Source organism: Pseudomonas sp. Z1-29 (assembly GCF_051131995.1).
In the GTDB taxonomy this organism is placed as follows: Bacteria; Pseudomonadota; Gammaproteobacteria; order Pseudomonadales; family Pseudomonadaceae; genus Aquipseudomonas.
On sequence record NZ_CP071645.1, the window covers coordinates 886363 to 902124 of the forward strand.

At 61.0% G+C, this 15762-nt stretch carries 16 protein-coding genes; 7 read left to right on the forward strand and 9 right to left on the reverse strand.

Translation table 11 applies throughout. The annotated features are described in order from the left end of the window. Window positions 1-12 precede the first annotated feature (12 nt). Window positions 13-1350 (reverse strand): MFS transporter, encoded by a 1338-nt coding sequence (locus tag J3P84_RS04190; protein ID WP_434628046.1) that lies wholly within the window; start codon window positions 1348-1350, stop codon window positions 13-15. Window positions 1351-1619: 269 nt separating this feature from the next. Between J3P84_RS04190 and quiC the strand changes: the two genes are divergently transcribed. Together quiC and J3P84_RS04200 are read left to right on the forward strand one after the other, a co-directional pair. Continuing rightward, complete coding sequence (quiC, locus tag J3P84_RS04195) at window positions 1620-3518, forward strand: 3-dehydroshikimate dehydratase QuiC (protein ID WP_434628049.1); 1899 nt, start codon at window positions 1620-1622, stop codon at window positions 3516-3518. Between the two features lie 102 nt (window positions 3519-3620). Beyond that, window positions 3621-4298, forward strand: a complete 678-nt coding sequence (locus tag J3P84_RS04200; protein ID WP_320389482.1) for a TetR/AcrR family transcriptional regulator — start codon at window positions 3621-3623, stop codon at window positions 4296-4298. A 144-nt stretch (window positions 4299-4442) separates the two neighbouring features. Here the strand turns inward: J3P84_RS04200 and J3P84_RS04205 are convergent, their stop codons facing one another. The 4 genes from J3P84_RS04205 to J3P84_RS04220 all read right to left on the reverse strand — a co-directional run bounded on the left by J3P84_RS04205 (window position 4443) and on the right by J3P84_RS04220 (window position 8373). Further along, window positions 4443-5294, reverse strand: coding sequence for a shikimate dehydrogenase (locus tag J3P84_RS04205; RefSeq protein WP_434628052.1), 852 nt, complete (start codon window positions 5292-5294; stop codon window positions 4443-4445). Between the two features lie 5 nt (window positions 5295-5299). Continuing rightward, window positions 5300-5740, reverse strand: coding sequence for a type II 3-dehydroquinate dehydratase (aroQ, locus tag J3P84_RS04210; RefSeq protein WP_434628055.1), 441 nt, complete (start codon window positions 5738-5740; stop codon window positions 5300-5302). 261 nt (window positions 5741-6001) lie between these two features. Beyond that, window positions 6002-7081, reverse strand: a complete 1080-nt coding sequence (gene trmA / locus J3P84_RS04215; protein WP_434628058.1) for a tRNA (uridine(54)-C5)-methyltransferase TrmA — start codon at window positions 7079-7081, stop codon at window positions 6002-6004. Next, window positions 7078-8373, reverse strand: a complete 1296-nt coding sequence (locus J3P84_RS04220) for an NCS2 family permease (RefSeq protein ID WP_305498657.1) — start codon at window positions 8371-8373, stop codon at window positions 7078-7080. The genes trmA and J3P84_RS04220 overlap by 4 nt, the downstream gene beginning before the upstream one ends. A gap of 218 nt (window positions 8374-8591) precedes the next feature. On the opposite strand from J3P84_RS04220, the gene J3P84_RS04225 reads away from it, so the two are divergent. Together J3P84_RS04225 and J3P84_RS04230 are read left to right on the forward strand one after the other, a co-directional pair. Further along, window positions 8592-9029: a DUF4879 domain-containing protein gene (locus J3P84_RS04225; protein WP_434628061.1), complete on the forward strand. Its 438-nt coding sequence runs from the start codon at window positions 8592-8594 to the stop codon at window positions 9027-9029. 80 nt (window positions 9030-9109) lie between these two features. Then, a complete protein-coding gene (locus J3P84_RS04230; protein WP_434628064.1) occupies window positions 9110-9676 on the forward strand; it encodes a DJ-1 family glyoxalase III in 567 nt (188 codons plus the stop codon). 5 nt (window positions 9677-9681) lie between these two features. Here the strand turns inward: J3P84_RS04230 and J3P84_RS04235 are convergent, their stop codons facing one another. Then, window positions 9682-9969 (reverse strand): HigA family addiction module antitoxin, encoded by a 288-nt coding sequence (locus tag J3P84_RS04235; RefSeq protein ID WP_434628067.1) that lies wholly within the window; start codon window positions 9967-9969, stop codon window positions 9682-9684. A 14-nt stretch (window positions 9970-9983) separates the two neighbouring features. Beyond that, on the reverse strand, window positions 9984-10262 hold the full coding sequence (locus tag J3P84_RS04240) for a type II toxin-antitoxin system RelE/ParE family toxin (protein WP_434628070.1): 279 nt from the start codon (window positions 10260-10262) through the stop codon (window positions 9984-9986). Between the two features lie 179 nt (window positions 10263-10441). Here J3P84_RS04240 and J3P84_RS04245 point away from each other — a divergent pair, with 179 nt between their 5' ends. Genes J3P84_RS04245 through J3P84_RS04255 form a run of 3 tightly spaced genes read left to right on the forward strand, consistent with a single transcriptional unit; the run spans window position 10442 to window position 14153 of the window. Beyond that, window positions 10442-10966, forward strand: a complete 525-nt coding sequence (locus J3P84_RS04245) for a (2Fe-2S)-binding protein (protein WP_434571674.1) — start codon at window positions 10442-10444, stop codon at window positions 10964-10966. Beyond that, window positions 10963-11955, forward strand: a complete 993-nt coding sequence (locus J3P84_RS04250) for an FAD binding domain-containing protein (RefSeq protein ID WP_434628074.1) — start codon at window positions 10963-10965, stop codon at window positions 11953-11955. The genes J3P84_RS04245 and J3P84_RS04250 overlap by 4 nt, the downstream gene beginning before the upstream one ends. Further along, complete coding sequence (locus J3P84_RS04255) at window positions 11952-14153, forward strand: xanthine dehydrogenase family protein molybdopterin-binding subunit (RefSeq protein WP_434628077.1); 2202 nt, start codon at window positions 11952-11954, stop codon at window positions 14151-14153. Before J3P84_RS04250 ends, J3P84_RS04255 begins: the two co-directional genes overlap by 4 nt. A gap of 164 nt (window positions 14154-14317) precedes the next feature. Here the strand turns inward: J3P84_RS04255 and J3P84_RS04260 are convergent, their stop codons facing one another. Together J3P84_RS04260 and J3P84_RS04265 are read right to left on the reverse strand one after the other, a co-directional pair. Next, on the reverse strand, window positions 14318-15103 hold the full coding sequence (locus tag J3P84_RS04260) for a hypothetical protein (RefSeq protein ID WP_434628080.1): 786 nt from the start codon (window positions 15101-15103) through the stop codon (window positions 14318-14320). Between the two features lie 80 nt (window positions 15104-15183). Beyond that, window positions 15184-15513, reverse strand: coding sequence for a hypothetical protein (locus J3P84_RS04265; RefSeq protein WP_434628082.1), 330 nt, complete (start codon window positions 15511-15513; stop codon window positions 15184-15186). Window positions 15514-15762: the final 249 nt, after the last annotated feature.

Consider the following 15762-nt stretch of genomic DNA (forward strand, 5'->3'; position numbering starts at 1 on the left):
GTTAGTTCACGGTCAGTTTTCCAGGGTCGGAACCTTGCGCGGCGCCATGAAGTACATCCAGATCAGCGCAATGAAATACATCGCCGGAATCAGGGTGAACAGCACCGTGTAGTTGTTATTGGTGACGGTCAGGATGTGCCCCACCAACTGGGTCATGAACATCCCGCCGACGGCGGCGCACATGCCGCCGAAGCCGAACACGGTGCTCATCATGTGCTTGGGCGTGTAATCCATCACCAGGCTCCAGATATTTGCCGTCCAGGCCTGGTGCGCGCCGATGGCCAGGGAGATGGCAAACACCGCCACCCACAGGCTGCTGGAGCCGGCGGCCATGATCACCCCAACGATGCAGCAGGCGAACAGCAGCATGGAGACCAGTCGCGCCTTGATCGGGTTGACCCCGCGACCGATCAGGAACGAGGACAGGATCCCGCCGCCGACGCTGCCGAAGTCGGCGGTCAGGTAGATGATGATCAGCGGGATGCCCATCTGGGTCACGTTGATGCCCAGGTTGTATTGCTGGTTGAGAAACGGCGGCAGCCAGTAGAGGTAGAACCAGAACACCGGCGCGGTAATCGAGTACGCCAGGGCGAAGGCCCAGGTGCCACGCATGCGCAGGATACGGGAGAACGGTACGCGGACCTGGTCCGGTTCTTCCTGGGCCTGGATGTAGTCCAGTTCCGACTGTTTGACGCTGGGGTGATCTTCCGGGTTGAAGTATTTCAGGCCCCAGAACAGTAACCAGATCCCGCCCAGCGCGGCCATGCACAGGAACGCGGCCTGCCAGCCCCACACGTGCAGGATCAGCGGCAGCAGCATCGGCGTGAACATCGCGCCAACGTTGGTGCCGGCATTGAAGATGCCGGTGGCCACGGCCCGTTCGCCGGCCGGGAACCACAGCCGCGTGGTCTTGACGCAGGCCGGGTAGTTGGCGGCTTCGGTCAGGCCGAGGATGAAGCGGCAGACCATGAAGCCCACCGCCGAAGTGGCCAGGCCATGGGCGCCGGTTGCCAGGCTCCAGAGCAGCACGGCGCAGAAGAACACGCGCTTGACGCCGATCCGGTCGATCAGGCGACCTTGCAGCAGGAAGCCGACCGCATAACCGACCTGGAACCAGAAGTTGATATTGGCGTAGTCCATCGCCGTCCAGCTCATCTCCTTGGCCAGGATCGGCTGCATGACCCCAAGGGCGGCGCGGTCGATGTAGTTCAGGGTGGTGGCGAAAAACACCAGGGCAAGCATGCCCCAACGGGTCTTGCCCACGGCCATGGCGCCACGGATCTTGTCGCCGATGCCGTCTTGGGCGGCACTCAGGCCGGGGGCCAGGCGGGAACTCTGGGAAGGAATCATAGGTGCACCCGTTCTTGAAATTCTTATGGTGTGGTCTGGGTCTGCATTGAGGCTCGCGCCGCAACCCGGCGTCAATGTGGGGTCGATGGTGCGCAGTGGACAAAAAATCGTCAATTCGCTGATCGGGCATTGTGTTCGATAATCGCCCAAAAAACTAACCGGATGGTACATATTAAATTGCCCAAAAAAACCGACCGCTCAATAATCGGCTGACTCTTTCAAAAGCGGCGCACCTTGTGTAGCCGATGCCTGTCCCGGGAGCCGAAGTCATGCAGCGTTCCATTGCCACTGTTTCCTTGAGCGGTACCCTGCCGGAAAAACTCGAAGCGATTGCCGCCGCTGGTTTCGACGGCGTGGAAATTTTCGAGAACGACCTCCTGTATTACGACGGCAGCCCTCGGGACATCAGGCAGATGTGCGCCGACCTGGGTATCGCCATCACTTTGTTCCAGCCATTTCGGGATTTCGAAGGCTGCCGCCGGGATCGTCTGGCGCGCAACCTTGACCGCGCCGAGCGCAAATTCGATCTGATGCAAGAGCTGGGCACCGATCTGGTGCTGGTGTGCAGCAATGCCTCGGCCGACAGCGTCGGCGACGAGCAGGTCCTGATTGATGACCTCAGGCTGCTGGCCGAGCGCGCCGGTGCGCGGGGCCTGCGCATCGGCTATGAAGCGTTGGCCTGGGGCCGCCACGTGAATACTTATCAACAGGTCTGGAACATCGTGCGCCAGGCCGATCACCCCAGCTTGGGCGTGCTGCTCGACAGCTTCCACACCTTGTCCCTCAAGGGCGACCCGAGCGCCATCGCCGAGATTCCCGGGGACAAGATTTTTTTCGTGCAGATGGCCGACGCACCGATCCTGGCGATGGACGTCCTGGAGTGGAGCCGGCATTTCCGCTGTTTCCCGGGCCAGGGCGAATTCGACCTGCCGGGTTTCCTCGCGCCGATCATCCAGAGCGGTTACACCGGGCCGCTGTCGCTGGAGATCTTCAACGACGGGTTTCGCGCCGCGCCGCCCAGGGCCAACGCCGCCGACGGTTTGCGTTCGCTGCTGTACCTGGAAGAGAAAACCCGTGAGCGCCTGGCCGCGCAAGCGCCTGCGCAGAACAGCGATATCCTCTTTGCGACAGCGCCGGCCAGCGAATACAACGGCGTTGAATTCCTGGAGTTCGCCGTGGATGACAACCTCGGCGCCAAGCTCTCCCACTGGCTGGAGCGGCTGGGGTTCGTCAAGGCCGGCCAGCATCGCTCCAAGAACGTCAGCCTGTTGCGCCAGGGCGATATCAACCTGATCCTCAATTGCGAGCCGTATTCCTTCGCCCACAGCTTTTTTGAAGCCCATGGCCCATCGTTGTGCGCCACCGCCGTGCGGGTCAAGGACAGCGCCAGCGCTCTCAAGCGGGCGGTGGCCTACAAGGGCCAGCCTTATCGTGGCCTGGTCGGGCCCAACGAGCTGGAGCTGGCGGCGGTGCGAGCGCCGGACGGCAGCCTGATCTACCTGGTGGACCAGGACGCCGATGTCTATGGCACCGATTTCAACTTGCAACCCGGTGCGGTCATCGGCGCCGGGCTCAAGCGCATCGACCACATGGCGATGGCGCTGCCGGCCGACAGCCTCGACAGTTGGGTGCTGTTCTACAAGAGCCTGCTGGATTTCGAAGCTGACGATGAAGTGGTGTTGCCTGACCCCTATGGCCTGGTGAAAAGCCGTGCGTTGCGCAGCCGTTGCAGTTCGATTCGTTTGCCGCTGAACATTTCCGAGAACCGCAACACCGCGATCTCACATGCACTGTCGAGTTATCGCGGTTCCGGCGTGCACCATATCGCCTTTGACTGCGACGATATCTTCGCCCAGGTCAGCCGTGCCAAGGAGGCCGGGGTGCCGTTGCTGGACATTCCGCTCAACTACTACGATGACCTGGCGGCACGTTTCGATTTCGATGATGAGTTTCTCAGCGAGCTGGCCTATTTCAATGTGTTGTACGACCGTGACGCTCAGGGCGGCGAGTTGTTTCACGTCTATACCGAACCGTTCGAAGGGCGCTTTTTCTTCGAAATCATCCAGCGCAAGAACGGTTATGCCGGCTACGGCGCGGCCAACGTCGCGGTGCGGCTGGCGGCCATGGCCAAGTCTCGTAGCGGTGGCTTGCGGCACGCCAAGTTGTAGGGAAATCGTAAGCGCGGCGGTAAAGGGCAACGCCGTGGCTTCCTTCACTGTGCGGTGCGGCCCATAATCGCCAACCTGTGCAGTGATGGCCGTGAGCCCGTAATGACTATGAATCCAGAGCTTTCCGCAGCCCTCGACGAACCTGTCGCCGCGCCGCGCAAGAGTCGCAAGAACAACCCGGAAAAGACCCGGGAAAACATTCTTCAGGAAGCTATCGTCGAGTTCGTCCAGCAGGGCCTGGCCGGCGCGCGGGTCGACGCCATCGCCGAGCGCATCCACACCTCCAAGCGGATGATCTATTACTACTTCGGCAGCAAGGAGCAGCTGTACGTCGAGGTGCTGGAAAAACTCTACGGCGATATCCGCACCACCGAAAGCCGCCTGCACCTGGCGGAGCTGGCGCCGGTCGACGCGATCCGGCGCCTGGTGGAGTTCACCTTCGACCACCATGACCGCAACGTCGATTTCGTGCGTATCGTCTGCATCGAGAACATCCACAACGCCGAATACGTGAAGCAGTCTGGCGCGATCAAGGCGATGACCAACACCATCCTCGATTCCCTTGGCGTGATATTGCGTCGAGGCGCCGAGGAGGGCGTATTCCGCGCCGGTCTCGAGCCGCTGGATGTGCACCTGCTGATCAGTTCGTTCTGCTTCTACCGGGTGTCCAACCGCCAGACGTTCGGTGAGATCTTTCAGATCGATCTGTCGGACGAAGCGGTCAAGCAGCGCCATCGGCAGATGGTCTGTGAATCGGTATTGCGGTACTTGCAGGCCTGACACCGAACCTTATGTGGACGCGAGCCTGTGTGGGAGCGAGCTTGCTCGCGATAGCGGCCGATCAGCCAGCACCAGTGGTGACTGGAACACCGCCATCGCGAGCAAGCTCGCTCCCACAAGGTAAGCAGGGATTGTGATCAGGCTTCAGTGATCCATGCGCTGAAAATGCGCCAGCATCCGCCCCGCATCGGGCGCCACGCCGCTGAACAGTTCGAACGCTTTCACCGCCTGGAACACCGCCATGGTGCCGCCATCCAGCGTGCGGCAGCCGAGGGCGCGGGCGTTGCGCAGCAGTTCGGTTTCCAACGGGAAATAGACGATTTCCGCGACCCACAGATCGCCTCGCAACAGCTCCACCGGTACCGGCATCCCCGGCAGTTTCGCCATGCCCATGGGCGTGGTGTTCACCAGCCCGTCGGCCTCGGCCATGGCGGTGGGCAGGTCATGCCCGGCGCGAGCACGGCCGGTGCCGAACTGTTGGTTCAGGTTGTTCGCCAGCGCCTCGGCACGGCTGGTCTCGACATCAAAGATGCTCAGCGTCTCCACGCCTTCGGCGAGTAGCGCGTGGGCAACGGCAGCCCCGGCACCCCCTGCGCCCATCTGGACGACATGGCGACGGGAAACATCGCCCAAGCCTCGACGAAAGCCTTCGGCGAACCCGAGGCAGTCGGTGTTGTGGCCGATGCGTTTGCCGTTCTTGAGCACCACGGTATTCACCGCACCGATGCCACGCGCTTCGGGCGACAACTCGTCCAGCAGCGGGATGACCGCCTGTTTACAGGGAAACGTGATATTCAACCCGGTAAAACTCATGCGTTCGGCAGCCACCAGCAAATCGCCCAGGGCGCCGCTGTCGAGTTTCAGCGCATCCAGATCAATCAGCCGATACAGGTAACGCATGCCTTGGGCATCGCCTTCGTGTTCGTGGAGCGCCGGCGTGCGAGAGGCCTGGATGCCCGCGCCGATCAGGCCGGCCAGTACAGTGACGTTGGACATATTCATCAACCCTTCAACCGCTGACTGAAATGTTCCAGGGCCAGGCGATAACCATGGCTGCCGAACCCGCACATCACGCCGATGGCGACTGACGAGACAAAGGAATGGTGGCGAAAGGTTTCGCGGGCGTGGACGTTGGACAGGTGGACTTCGATCACCGGGACTTCACTGGCCACCAGCGCGTCGCGGATCGCAACCGAAGTGTGGGTCCAGGCCGCCGGGTTGATGATGATCCCGGCACACCGGCCACGGGCGCTGTGGATCCAGTCGAGCAATTCGCCTTCCTGGTTGGTCTGGCGGAACTCCACGGCCAGGCCGAACTCCTCGGCGGCGCAGCCGCACAGCGCGGAAATATCAGCCAGGGTTTCGTGGCCATAGGTGGCCGGCTCGCGGGTGCCGAGCAGGTTCAGGTTCGGGCCGTTGAGCACCAGAACGATCGGAGGCATCGCAATTTCTCCACATTTTTATTGTTGGTGTGGGCTGTAGTTCAGCCTGTGGGGATAAATTGTACTAGATGGTTAATTTGGTCAAATAAAGCAGCGGTCATCGGACAATAACTGTTCGATGATCGGACGTTGCCGTTATAAGGAGAGGGCAGTTGTGGCGAGGGAGCTTGCTCCCGCTGGGCTGCGCAGCAGCCCCAGGTTTTTGCGGTTGCTGTGCAACCGAGCGGGAGCAAGCTCCCTCGCCACGACGGTTTGCGTAGGTCAGCGCCGGGTCAGCAACACGCCGGATTCCATGTGATGAGTCCACGGAAACTGATCGAACAACGCGCAGCGCGTGATGCGGTGGGTGTCGCTCAACTGCGCGATGTTCGCGGCGAGGGTTTCCGGGTTGCAGGAGATGTAGAGGATGTTGTCGAAGCGTCGGGTCAGTTCGCAGGTGTCCGGGTCCATGCCGGCGCGAGGTGGGTCGACGAAGACGCTGCCGAATTCGTAGCTTTTCAGGTCGATACCCTGCAAGCGGCGGAATGGGCGGACTTCGTTCAAGGCTTCGGTCAGTTCCTCGGCGGACAGCCGTACCAACGTGACGTTATCCACAGCGTTTTCGCTGAGGTTGCTCAGCGCTGCGCTGACCGATGTCTTGCTGATTTCAGTGGCGAGCACTTTGCGCGCGCGGGTGGCCAGGGGCAACGTGAAGTTGCCGTTGCCGCAGTAAAGCTCCAGAAGATCGTCGCTGCGATCGCCCAAGGCTTCATAAGCCCAGTTGAGCATCTTCTGGTTTACCGTGCCGTTGGGCTGGGTGAAGGCACCTTCGGGCTGGCGATAGCTGAAGGCACGGCCGCCCACCTCAAGTTTTTCCACCACATAATCGTGGCCGATCACTTCCCGTTTGCCTTTGGAGCGCCCGATGATACTGACGCCCAGGTCGGTCGCGAGCTTCGACGCCGCGGCGTGCCAGTGTTCATCCAGCGGGCGGTGATAACACAGGGTGATCATCGCGTCGCCGGCCAGGGTGGTCAGGAATTCCACCTGGAACAGCTTGTGGCTCAAGGGCGCGCTGGCCTGCCAGGCGGCCTTGAGCTGCGGCATCAACTGGTTGATGCGCAAGCTGGCGATGGGGAACTCTTCGATCAGGATCGGCGTGCGCTTGTCGTCCTGGGAGAACATCGCATAGTGGCGTTCGCCGGCTTCGCGCCACAGGCGGAATTCGGCGCGCAGGCGGAAGTTCTGCAAGGGCGAGTCGAATACCTCGGGCTCGGGTGCATTGAACCGAGCCAGCAAGTCACGCAAGCGCGTGACCTTGTCCTGCAACTGGGCGGCGTAGGCCTGGGAATCAAAAGTCATGCGTTGAACCAACCCAACTTGATAACGAACAGGATCGACAGGATGACCAGCGCCGGGTTCAGCTCACGGCCACGGCCGGACACCAGTTTGATGGCGGTCCAGGCGATGAAGCCGAAGGCGATGCCATTGGCGATGGAGTAGGTGAACGGCATTGCCAGCGCCGTGATCACCACCGGGGCGGCGACGGTGATGTCGTCCCAGTCGATCTCGGCCAGGCCGGAGGTCATCAACACGGCCACAAACAACAGGGCCGGCGCGGTGGCGAAGGCCGGGACGCTGGCCGCCAGTGGCGAGAAGAACAGCGCCAGCAGGAACAGGATCGCCACGACGATGGCGGTCAGGCCGGTGCGTCCGCCGGCGCTGACGCCTGCCGCCGACTCGATGTAGCTGGTGGTCGTCGAGGTGCCCAGCAGCGAACCGGCCATGGCGGCGGTGCTGTCGGCGATCAGCGCGCGGCCCATCTTCGGCATGTGGCCATCCTTGCCCATCAGCCCGGCGCGCTTGGCGACGCCGATCAGGGTGCCGGAGTTGTCGAACAGGTCGACGAAGAGAAAGGCGAAGATCACGCTCACCAGACCGATGTCCAGGGCGCCCTTGATGTCCAGTTGCAAAAACGTCGGGGCGAGGGAGGGCGGCGCGGAAATGATCCCGCCAAACGGCGTGAAGCCCATTACGATCGAGACAACGGTGACCGCCAGGATGCCGATCAGCACGGCGCCGCGCACTTTCAGTGCTTCCAGGGCGACGATGAGGACGAAGCCCAGGGTCGCCAGGATTGGTGCCGGTTGCTTCAGGTCGCCGAGACCGACCATGGTCGCCGGGTTTTTCACTACGATGCCAGCGTTGTTCAAGGCGATCAGCGCCAGGAACAGGCCGATACCGGCGGCGATGGCCGAGCGCAGTGGCAGCGGGATGCTGTTGATGATCCATTCGCGAATACGAAAGATCGACAGCAGGAAAAACAATACGGCGGAGACGAACACCGCACCCAGCGCCACTTGCCAGGTATGGCCCATGTGCAAGACCACGGTGTAGGTGAAGAAGGCATTCAGGCCCATGCCCGGTGCAAGGGCGATCGGGTAGTTGGCGATCAGGCCCATGACCGTCGAACCAATGGCCGCCGCCAGGCAGGTGGCGACGAATACGGCACCCTTGTCCATGCCGGTTTCGCCGAGAATGCTCGGGTTGACGAACAGAATGTAGGCCATGGCCAGGAAGGTCGTGACGCCCGCCAGGATCTCGGTCCGCACGTTGGTGTTGTGTGCCTTGAGTTGAAACAGCCTTTCCAGCATGTCTGCTCCCCGTGGCGCGCGCGGCGCCGTGAATGTATCGACCTCAACAGCAAAGCACACTGCGCCAGGGGCGCCCGGGATTTTCTGCGGGTCGGAAAAAGCCGCGCATCATAGCAGCGCGGCGATGAGGCTGCGATCCTCGGTGTGCGTCGCAAAGTGTGCAGACGCAAAAGTTGGGCCATACTGCGCGCGATTCCGGGGAGGTCGGTATGTATCGCATGAAAAAATTCGCATGGGCCTGCGCGTTGAACCTGGCGCTGCTCGGACCGGCGGCGCACGCCGCCTCGGCGCCGCCGCTGAGCGAGGTCAAGGTGCTCAAGGTCGAATCGCCGACCTGTGGGTTTGAGAATATCGCGGCGGGGCAGACGCAGACCCGTTGCGATCACAGCGGGCCGAATATCAAGGTCTACGTGCTGGAGGTCGGTTATGGCCGCCAACCTCATGTCACGCTGGACGGCTTCGAAGTCGACGGCACCCGCTCGCCAGTGTGTGCGTTCAGCAATGGCAATCTCAACGACTGTTCGACAAGCACCAAGGTGGTCGGCTACCTGTATATCTTCGATCTGAAGGGCAAGCAGGAAGGCACTTTCAGCTTCAGCAATGTGTCAATCAACGCGCCGGGGAACCGGATGGCGACCGAGCTCTACATCAAATGACCACATCACGGGCTGTCTTCACATGACACGGCTCGGCAAAGCTGGCTAGTCTTGAGAGAGTCACCCAGCGGAGAGCGCCCATGATTCCTGGAACCAAGATCCCCCGAGCCCTGATTGCCGTGGCTGAAGGCGTCGACGATTTGCAGACGGTGACGCTGATCGATGTGTTGCGTCGTGCGCAGCTCGAAGTGGTGGTGGCGAGTATCGAGGGCCGACGCATGCTCACCTGTGCACGCGGCACGCGCCTGACCGCCGACGGCATGCTGGTGGACATGCTGGTCCAGGATTTCGACCTGATCGTCCTGCCGGGCGGCATCATTGGCGCGCAGCATCTGGCCGCCCACCAGCCGTTGCAGCAGTTGGTCAGGGACCAGGCCGCCGCCGGGCGATTTTTTGCCGCCATCGCCGAAGCGCCGGCGCTGGTACTCCAGGCGTTCGGCGTGCTACGCCAGCGCCGCATGACGTGCCTGCCCGCCGTGAGCCAGCAGCTGTCCGGATGCAGCTTCGTCGACCAGCCGGTGGTGGTGGATGGCAATTGCATCACCGCCCAAGGCTCGGCCGCCGCCCTGATATTTGCCCTGACGCTGGTGGAGCAACTCGCCGGCAAGGGTGTGAGGAGCGTGGTGGGGGCGGAGTTGCTGGCCTGACAGCGTCATGCGTGGTGGGCAAGGGGTTCGATCAAAGGTTGTTCGCGTTGCTCGGCCTGCCATAAGTCGTAATCCGTCTGCACGCCCAGCCAGACGCGTGCCTTGCCGATTCCTGCACGCTCAAGGCGCACCGCCAGGTCAGGGCTGATCGGCGCATGGCCATGCAATACACGGGAAAGATGCGGTCGGGCGAAACCCAGATGGCGTGCCAGTTCGGTCACCGTGATGCCCAGCTCGGGCAGCACGTCCACTAGCAATGTTTCGCCAGGATGTGGCGGATTGTGCATGGGCATGTTCCAGCCTCCTGTCAGTGATAGTCGAGGTAATCGACCAGTTCGATGTCGGACCCGATGAAGCGAAAAATGATTCGCCAGTTTCCCGAAACACTCAGCGACCAATATTCGGTCAGCTCGCCCTTGAGCGGGTGCAACCGCCATCCGGGTATGTCCAGATCGCTCGGAATACGCGCTCGATCCATGAACTGAAGCATGCGAGCCAGGCGTTTCCCATGGTCAGCCCGGACTCCACGCGTCGAACCCGTTTCATAGAAAATTCTAAGACCTTTGTGCTGGAAGGATTTAATCATGGAAGCGAGTGTAAGGCGACACATTACACTTGGTGCGGTACATAGTTACCTCACATGCGGGATAGAAGCGTGCTTTCGCAGCAGCAATTGCCTTGAACGCTCACCCCACCTCGAAGTCGTACCCCTTATGACGGCGGTTTCCCAAAACGCCGCGAGTACGACCAACCGTGAGGTGTTCCATGAGCGCGACCTTGTCCGAAGCGACGCAGGCGTCCTTCGTCCGTCATCCGATACGTCTGACACTCAATGGCGCCGTGCGTGAGTTGCAGGTGCTGCCCTGGACCACGTTGCTGGACCTGCTGCGCGAGCAACTGGACCTGGTAGGCAGCAAGAAAGGCTGCGATCACGGCCAATGCGGCGCCTGCACGGTGTTGCGTGATGGCAAGCGTATCAACGCCTGCCTGACCCTGGCGGTGATGTGCGACGGCGCCGAGTTGACCACCGTCGAGGGCTTGGCCAATGGCGATGAGCTGCACCCCATGCAGCGGGCGTTCATCAAGCATGACGCGTTCCAGTGCGGCTACTGCACGCCGGGGCAGATCTGTTCGGCGGTGGGGCTGGCCAACGAGGGCCGGGCGCAGACCAGCGCCGAAATCAGCGAACTGATGAGCGGCAACCTCTGCCGATGCGGCGCCTACAACAATATTCGCGACGCCATCGAGGAAGCGCTTCCGCTCTGCCAGCCAACGGAGGGCGAGCGATGAATCCCTTTAGCTACAGCAAGCCCGACACCGTGCAGGCGGCCGTCGAGTTGTCCAGTGCGAACTCGCGCTTCATCGCCGGTGGCACCAACCTGCTGGACCTGATGAAGGAAAACCTCAGCCGCCCCCAGCATCTGATCGATATCACCGGTCTGCCTTTGACGGACCTCAGCGAAACTCCCTCGGGCGGGGTGATGATTGGCGCATTGGTGAGCAATGCCGATCTGGCCTGGCATCCGTGGATTCAACGGCGCTATCCGCTGCTCGCCCAAGCCATCCTGGCGGGCGCCTCGCCGCAGTTGCGCAATATGGCCAGCACCGGTGGCAACCTGTTGCAACGCACGCGCTGCTATTACTTTTATGACGCCTCCGTGCCGTGCAACAAGCGGCGCCCAGGCAGCGGTTGCCCGGCCCGAAGCGGCCTGAACCGGATCCACGCGATTTTCGGCGCCAGTGATCAGTGCGTGGCGACTCATCCGTCGGACATGTGCGTGGCCCTGGCGGCGCTTGAGGCGGTTGTTCATGTGCTGGGACGGGGCGGCGCGCGGACCATCGAGTTCGCGGATTTTCACCGTCTGCCCGGTGACGCACCGGATCGGGACAACCAATTGGCCGATGACGAGCTGATCACCTACATCGAGTTGCCCCCAGTGGGTTTTGCTGAACATAGCCACTACCTGAAGATCCGTGACCGGGCCTCCTACGCCTTTGCGCTGGTTTCGGTGGCGGCGGCGCTGGAGCTTGATGGGCCGGTGATTCGCCAGGCTCGGCTGGCCCTCGGCGGTGTAGCCCACAAACCGTGGCGCGACAAGGCCGTGGAAAACTGGCTGGTCGGCCAGGCCGTCAGCCGCGAAACCTTTACGGCGGCTGCCGATGCGTTAATGCAGAACGCCGAGCCGCTGGAGCACAACGGCTTCAAAGTCAAACTGGCACGCCGGGCAATTATCCGCGCCTTGAGCGATGCCGCGCTGGTGGGGGGAACCACCCGATGAATGCATTGAGCAAAACCATAGGCAAGCCGCTTGACCGGACCGATGGCCTGCTCAAGGTCACCGGTCGGGCCCGATACGCCGGGGAGTATCCCGAAGATGGCCTGCTGCACGGCAGTGTCGTCTCCAGCGGTATCGCCCGTGGCCGGGTCGTGCGCATCGATGCTTCCCGAGCCTTGGCGCTGCCGGGCGTCGTCGCGGTGATCGACCATACCAACCGCCCGAAGATCGCCAGTTACAACGAGCCCTACCAGGATGCAGACGCCGCGGAGGGTTCGCCGTTCCGGCCGTTGTTCAACGACCAGGTCCTCTACAGCGGCCAGCCGCTCGCCCTGGTGGTTGCGGAAAATCTCGAGTTGGCGCGTTATGCCGGCTCGCTCGTTGAAATCGACTACGAGACCCAGGACCATCAGACCGATCTGACGATCCTGCAAAACGAAGCGCATCCGGCACCGGCCGAATTGCCCAAGCCCCGTGGGAATTTTCAGGGCGAGTACGCCAGCTCGGCACTCAGCGTTGATGTGTCCTACAGCACGCCGATCGAACATCACAACCCGATGGAGCCCCACGCGTCGACCGTTCTGTACCAACCCGACGGCAGCCTGCACATTCATGACAAAACCCAAGGCACGCAGAATTGCCAGGCGTATGTGCAAGAGGTGTTCGGGCTGGAAAAAGAACAGGTGCGGGTGTTTGCCGCCTATGTTGGCGGCGCTTTCGGTTCTGGGCTGCGCCCGCAGTACCAATTGCCGCTGGCAGTAATGGCCGCGCTGACGCTCAAGCGCTCGGTGCGGGTCAGCCTGACCCGTCAGCAAATGTTTACCTTCGGCTACCGGCCCCGGACCTTCCAGCGTGTGCAACTGGGAGCTGCGGCCAACGGACGTTTGCTCGCGGTGGCCCATAGCGCCGTCGGCCAGACGTCGCGCTTCGAGGACTTCACCGAGCATGTGGTGGAGTGGAGCGGCATGCTCTATCACTGCGATAACGTCGAATTGAGCTACAAGCTGGTGCCCCTGGACGTCTACACGCCGCTGGACATGCGTGCCCCCGGCGCCGCCCTTGGACTGATCGGTCTGGAGTGCGCCATGGACGAGTTGGCCTGCGCCCTGGCCATCGACCCGGTCCAGCTGCGCTTGATCAACTATGCCGAACGTAACGAGAACGAAGGCAAGCCGTATTCGAGCAAGGAGTTGCGCGAATGTTACGCCCAGGGTGCCGACCGTTTCGGTTGGAGCAAGCGCAATCCGGAGCCGCGCAGCATGCGCGCAGGGCGGCAACTGGTAGGTTGGGGCATGGCCGGCGGTGTCTGGGAGGCCATGCAGCAGAAGGCCAGCGCCCGAGCGTCGCTGGATCCCAGCGGCAAGCTGACCGTGAGCAGCGCGACCACTGACATCGGCACCGGCACCTATACCGTCATGACCCAGATTGCCGCCGAGACGTCCGGCGTTCCCCTGGAAAATGTCACCTTTGTGCTTGGCGATTCGTCGCTGCCGACCGCACCGCTGCAGGGCGGTTCGTTTACCGTCTCGTCAGTCGGCACCGCAGTGCAGCAAGCCTGTGAGGCGCTGCGGGAAAAACTGCTCGCGGTGGCTCGGCAGACTTGCCCGGCCTTCAGCGGCGCAACCCTTGAGCAAGTGACGTTTGTCGACGGTGAACTGCGCATGGGGGAGGCCAGTGTCACCCTGGCGCAGCTCGCTCAGAACAGCGGCGAGACGCCGTTGCAGGCAGAAGTCACTGCCCAGCCCGATAAGAAACGCCAGGCCTATGCCACCGCTACGCACTCGGCTGTGTTCGTCGAGGTGCTGGTCGACGAAGACCTGGGCACGGTGAAGGTCAACCGTGTGGTCAGCGCCATTGCGGCCGGGCGGGTGATCAACCCGAAAACCGCCCGCAGCCAGATTCTCGGTGGCGTGGTCTGGGGCGTCGGCATGGCCTTGCACGAAGAGACCCTGACCGACCACGCCCTGGGCCGTCACATGAACCACAACCTCGCCGAATACCACGTGCCGGTCAACGCCGACATCGGCGACATCGACGTGGTGTTTGTCGATGAACAGGACGACATCGTCAATGCGCTGGGGTCCAAGGGCGTCGGTGAAATCGGCATCGTGGGCGTGGCGGCGGCGGTGGCTAATGCCATTTATCATGCCACCGGCAAACGGGTGCGGGACTTTCCCATTACGCTGGATAAATTGCTCTGATGGAGTGATCAATAACGGTGAGCCTGCGGGACTTCGGTTCCGCAGGCTGGAGAGCAGTGGTTCAAACGCCTGCTGAGTTCAAAGCAGAGCCTCTGGTTGTCCTGCGTCCCGCTCAGGTGGAGGGGGCTTGTCGAACAACGGGTTGTCGCTTTTGAATAATCTGTTCAGGGCTCCTTGATATCGGTGTCGACCGCTGCTTTCTCCTCGGTGGAGGGCTTGCTGGCCGGTGAGGTATCGCCCTTGAACAGTTCGTTCCAGAAGTTTTCACTATCGATATCCGGTACTTCGGTGTTGAGGTCCATTGCTATATCAAGCAGGAGCCTGGCTTCGTAATCGACTGGATACTGCGATTGTTCAATGGCGGGCAAGCCACGGTAATGCTCAAGCACGTTCTTGTAGAAATCGGTCATTTTTCCTGTGTTGCTGTATTCCATCATCCCCTTGGCGATGACTATCTGCCGCCATGCCTCTTCCTGTTGGGATGCTTCACGTTGCGCAGAGCGTCGCTCATTGACAGTGAAGGCGCCGCTGTCATCGTAGATAATCAGATCCAGCTGATCTCTTGGCATACCAGCAAACGGGTTCGTGCCGCGGCCGCCTGTGCGGAGCCCATTGATGTACTCAGTTGCTTGTTTGGCGCGTGCCAAGAGTGCGGGATCGTCGGTATCAGGCACTTCAGGGAACTTGAAATTCAGTCCCAGTTTTTCGCTGGTACTCATCATCAGGGCAAACAGCTCTTGCCTGCTTAAGCTGGCGTCCCGAGCCTCTGCGCGTGCAGCGGCCTCGCTCAATTGACGTGAGAGGGCGGAAACTTTGCTGTTATCGTCGGCATCAGTCCTTTCCGGTGTCAGGATAATATGTTGACTTTCGGTAAAGGTGGCTTTGGTTCCGGTTGTTTTATTCAGTGCCGGAGGACTGAGGGTCGTGAAGTTGGTATTGGGAATTGCCATAGTGGTCACCTATTGCTAGCGACATATATCGATATCCATCGGCTGCGGGCTTGGCAAAAGCCTTCAACTCCGGGCAGCCCTTATTTCATGGTGATTTGCACTGCCCATTCATAGGTGCTGTAGCTTCTGGAAAGGACATCGATAGTGCAGATGGCGCCACCACTCGGAGTAGCGGATTCCTTCCATTTTGGAATCCTGGAGCCGCCTGGACCTGCTGTCGCGACAAAGGTTGTCGAATAAACACATTCCTTATTGCCTGCTTTATAGCGCAAGCTTGCATAGTTAGCGTCCGGAGATGTCCGGCTTTGTACAATATAAAAATTTGAGTTGTCTGCTGATACAGATGAGGCTGGGATGGGGTTTGAGTTGTATCTGGTGGAGGCCTCGTTGTTGTTTGTAATAGTGTGCATGGCTGGCTCAGGACCAAGATTCTTGAATGTGATGGATACGGGCGGCCCTGCAACAGCCGAGCCTATGGCGAAAGTTGTTAGCGCAAAAGACAAATAGTGCCCAGCTGCATGTGTTCATGTTTTTACTCCCTGTATTAGTTTTTATCCGTATAGCGTTGCTGATTTTTTGCTTGATGGAAGGTGTTTTTTTGAATGATGTATCGCTGATTGGGGATCTGCAATGCCCACGGGACGGTGGCGGTAAATTTC